This window comes from Streptococcus parasanguinis (assembly GCF_001578955.1).
Lineage (GTDB): Bacteria > Bacillota > Bacilli > Lactobacillales > Streptococcaceae > Streptococcus > Streptococcus parasanguinis_U.
In genome coordinates this window covers 769,105-772,336 of the sequence record NZ_KQ969689.1, presented here as the reverse complement: position 1 = coordinate 772,336, position 3,232 = coordinate 769,105, and the positions used below count along the sequence as shown (strand labels likewise).

At 35.7% G+C, this 3,232-nt stretch carries 4 protein-coding genes, 1 pseudogene and 1 other annotated feature; of the genes and pseudogenes, 2 read left to right on the top strand and 3 right to left on the bottom strand.

Annotation, left to right across the window (positions count from 1 at the left end; genetic code table 11):
* Together SPADD19_RS03750 and SPADD19_RS03745 are read left to right on the top strand one after the other, a co-directional pair.
* A pseudogene (locus tag SPADD19_RS03750) lies at nucleotides 1-470 on the top strand (hypothetical protein); the annotation flags it as partial.
* Nucleotides 471-629: 159 nt separating this feature from the next.
* Nucleotides 630-929, top strand: a complete 300-nt coding sequence (locus SPADD19_RS03745; protein ID WP_061455242.1) for a hypothetical protein — start codon at nucleotides 630-632, stop codon at nucleotides 927-929.
* 204 nt (nucleotides 930-1,133) lie between these two features.
* On the opposite strand, the gene rplL is transcribed toward SPADD19_RS03745, so the two are convergent.
* The 3 genes from rplL to SPADD19_RS03730 all read right to left on the bottom strand — a co-directional run bounded on the left by rplL (nucleotide 1,134) and on the right by SPADD19_RS03730 (nucleotide 3,109).
* Nucleotides 1,134-1,502: a 50S ribosomal protein L7/L12 gene (gene rplL / locus SPADD19_RS03740; RefSeq protein WP_003016256.1), complete on the bottom strand. Its 369-nt coding sequence runs from the start codon at nucleotides 1,500-1,502 to the stop codon at nucleotides 1,134-1,136.
* 74 nt (nucleotides 1,503-1,576) lie between these two features.
* Entirely contained in the window at nucleotides 1,577-2,077 is a 501-nt protein-coding gene (rplJ, locus tag SPADD19_RS03735; protein WP_003016269.1) for a 50S ribosomal protein L10, read from the bottom strand.
* 38 nt (nucleotides 2,078-2,115) lie between these two features.
* Nucleotides 2,116-2,250 (bottom strand) — a sequence feature (ribosomal protein L10 leader region).
* Nucleotides 2,251-2,311: 61 nt separating this feature from the next.
* Nucleotides 2,312-3,109: a formate/nitrite transporter family protein gene (locus tag SPADD19_RS03730; RefSeq protein ID WP_003016373.1), complete on the bottom strand. Its 798-nt coding sequence runs from the start codon at nucleotides 3,107-3,109 to the stop codon at nucleotides 2,312-2,314.
* Nucleotides 3,110-3,232 lie beyond the last annotated feature (123 nt).

Sequence of the window (3,232 nt, the reverse complement as noted above, 5' to 3'; positions counted from 1 at the left end):
GAGGAAAATTTCAACCTCAACTTATTCTTCCTCAAGATGTTCCAGTCGTCCTCGATACCTTTAAAAATAAACAAGAGGATGATTATATCTTTACAGATGTAGAAATGAATAATCTAATCAATCTACATGGGATGAGAGCCCAACATGCAAGAGAGTGTTATTACTTCTACTTGAAGAAACTCCAAGATAATCCTAATTTCAAGGTGAATTTAAAAAATTTTTTAATAGAACGTTGGGAGGTTGGCCACCAAAATTTAAGGGATAAATCATTAAAAAAATTTGAGAAACAAAAGAAAAACTTCATTAATGAACTAAGAGATGAACCTTATAAAATTCGTGGATCAAACTATAAAAAAGCCTTAAATTCAGCACTGCCTACAAAATATAATCGTTTAGCCTTGATGGCTGTCTCGGTCTTCCATCTTTCCCACTGGCGTCTATCCGTCACAGTGACTAACTATATTCTTTAAAGTATCTCATTTTCGACTAAAAAATGAAAAATGAAGAAAAAAAAACGGAAAAAAACAGTTTTTCGACGTTTTTATGGCATACTCAAAATATAGACTGTTGTATAGCTAACAGTTTTAACACATTTTTCAGACATAATATAAATTTAAAGGAGTAAAAGAATGTCAATTAAAAATCTTTTGCAAAGAGAATTCAAAGGCTCAAATTTTGAAATTCGTGAAAAACTAATAACAGATCCCTACTTTACTAGTTTTTTAGATTACGTGAGTTTACCTGAATCAATCTCAAAATTAATTGAAGAAGGTTATGCTGATAGAAGAAATCAACTAGATGAATACATTGATTTTGCACTTCATCATAATTTAATTACTAAGCAAAATAATATGATTCAAGCTACCGATCTTGGTTTAGCATGGGTCTGGTGGGCTTATGCACCAGTTGAAGGTGATGATTGGATTTAGGTTAAAATAGCACTATATTTTCTGCATAAGGTAAAACTAACAAAGGAATTATATAGTCTATTTTGTTGTAGAAAAAAATCCCCGCCAAGATCTAACTTGGCGGGGATTTGGTGGGGAATAACACCCCTATTTAAGATTTAAATCACCTTAAGCAATTCTTAACCTTAATATACTAGGCTTTCGCATTCAAATTGCGTTACTCGATTATTTAAGAGTAACTGAAGCTCCAGCTTCTTCCAATTTAGCTTTGATTTCTTCAGCTTCAGCTGTAGCAACACCTTCTTTGATAACGCCAGGTGCACCATCAACAAGTTCTTTAGCTTCTTTAAGACCAAGACCAGTGATTTCACGTACAACTTTGATAACGCCGACTTTCTTGTCGCCTGCAGATGTCAATTCGATATCGAATGAATCTTTAGCAGCACCAGCGTCAGCAGCACCAGCTGCAGCAACAGCTACAGGAGCAGCTGCAGTTACACCAAATTCTTCTTCGATAGCTTTTACAAGGTCGTTCAATTCAAGGATTGAAGCTTCTTTAATTTCAGCAATAATGTTTTCAATGTTCAATGCCATTGTTATTTCCTCCAAATAAGTTTTAATTATATATTTTTATTTTTTGTAGCTAGGCTACGCTGCGTAGCTTAAGATTAAGCTGCGTCTTCTTTGTTGTCTGCAACCGCTTTGACTGCAAGAGCAACGTTGCGCACTGGCGCTTGAAGTACAGAAAGGAGCATAGAAAGAAGTCCTTCGCGGTTTGGAAGAGTTGCAAGTGCAAGAATCTCTTCTTTAGATGCGACAGCGCCTTCGATTGCACCACCTTTAATTTCAAGTGCTTCAGCGTCTTTAGAAAAATCGTTCAAGATTTTCGCAGGTGCGATAACATCTTCATTTGAAAATGCTACTGCAGAAGGTCCAACGAATACAGATGCAAGATCTTCAAGACCAGCTTTTTCAGCTGCACGACGCAAGATTGAGTTTTTGATAACTTTAAACTCAACTTCGCTTTCGCGAAGGTTGCGACGGAGAACTGTATCTTGCTCAACTGTCAAACCGCGAGAATCTACAACGACGATTGATGCAGCAGCTTTCATTTTTTCAGCTACTACGTCAACTAGTTCCGCTTTTTTAGCAATAATTGCTTCACTCATTAGTGTGTTCACCTCCGTAATTATTTTGCTTGGGGAATTTTTCCAAAAGAAAAACGCGCCCAAACCTAGACACGAAAGTACAATACGCTTCTTTTAATTGATACGTTTTGTCCTCGGTAGGATCTTTATGAGTCGAGCTCCCCTACTGTCTTAGGCAGTTTTTTCAAACCGTAAATTAGTTTATCACATATAAAAAAAGAATGCAAGTACTTTTGCAAACTTTTTTTATATTTTTTAATCGTTGTAGAGACTCTTGATATTATTCAACCAAGCATAGGCTAGTCCCATTAGGACTCCTCCTCCTACCCAGTTGGCAAAGAAGGTGACGCTATAATGACGTAAAATATTTAAAAACTCAAAATGCGGCAATTGACTAGAAACTGAATTAAAGCTCAATAATGAGAAAGAAGCAAAGTTTGCTGCCAAGTGTTCATTGGTCATAAAGACAAACATATAAATAGCAGAAAGGGCTAAGAGTACCTTCGCTGTTTCATCTTTGAAATATAGATAAGAAAGAATAGCAATATTTACAAAGATATTGGCAATAACCCCTTCAAAGAAAACCACTTGATTGCTTCGTTGAAGTTTATTTTCTGCCACCGTGGCTAGGAATCCTTTTGGATCGATATGTGCAAAGGCAGTTGTTTGATTGAAAAGAAAAGCGACGATTAAAGCACCAATTAAATTAAAGAAGGTACAATAAAGAAGAATTTCCAAAGCTTTCTTCCAATGAATTTTCTTTAGATAGGTTCCCGCCGTCAAATACATCATATTTGAGGTGGTTAATTCCGCATTTAAGAATAAGAGGTAAACCAATCCCCAGGCAAAGATGAATGGAAATAGAAAACGACCAGATCCAGGTAAGAAGGTATTCAACAAGTCTGCGGCAACTGCACCGACTGCAGTACTTAAAGTAAGAAAACCTCCAGCAAAAATAGAACGAACAGCATACCGAGTTTTGGACTTCTGATAAAGGTCCTCTTTCTTATTACAAGCAGCTCCTACTTTTTGAATGAAATTAGATTCAGACATAAAAATCTCCTTATAAAATGTTTGTGAATAAAATCATTATAGCATAGAAAGAGGCTTTTGAAAAGGTTTGCAATACAAATTTTGACAATCCGAAAATTCGATTTATTTCGATTGTATATCAAT

Coding starts and splice junctions, on each gene's coding strand:
- SPADD19_RS03745 (WP_061455242.1), top strand. CDS start 630: ATGTCAATTAAAAATCTTTTGCAAAGAGAATTCAAAGGCTCAAATTTT.
- rplL (WP_003016256.1), bottom strand. CDS start 1,502: ATGGCATTGAACATTGAAAACATTATTGCTGAAATTAAAGAAGCTTCA.
- rplJ (WP_003016269.1), bottom strand. CDS start 2,077: ATGAGTGAAGCAATTATTGCTAAAAAAGCGGAACTAGTTGACGTAGTA.
- SPADD19_RS03730 (WP_003016373.1), bottom strand. CDS start 3,109: ATGTCTGAATCTAATTTCATTCAAAAAGTAGGAGCTGCTTGTAATAAG.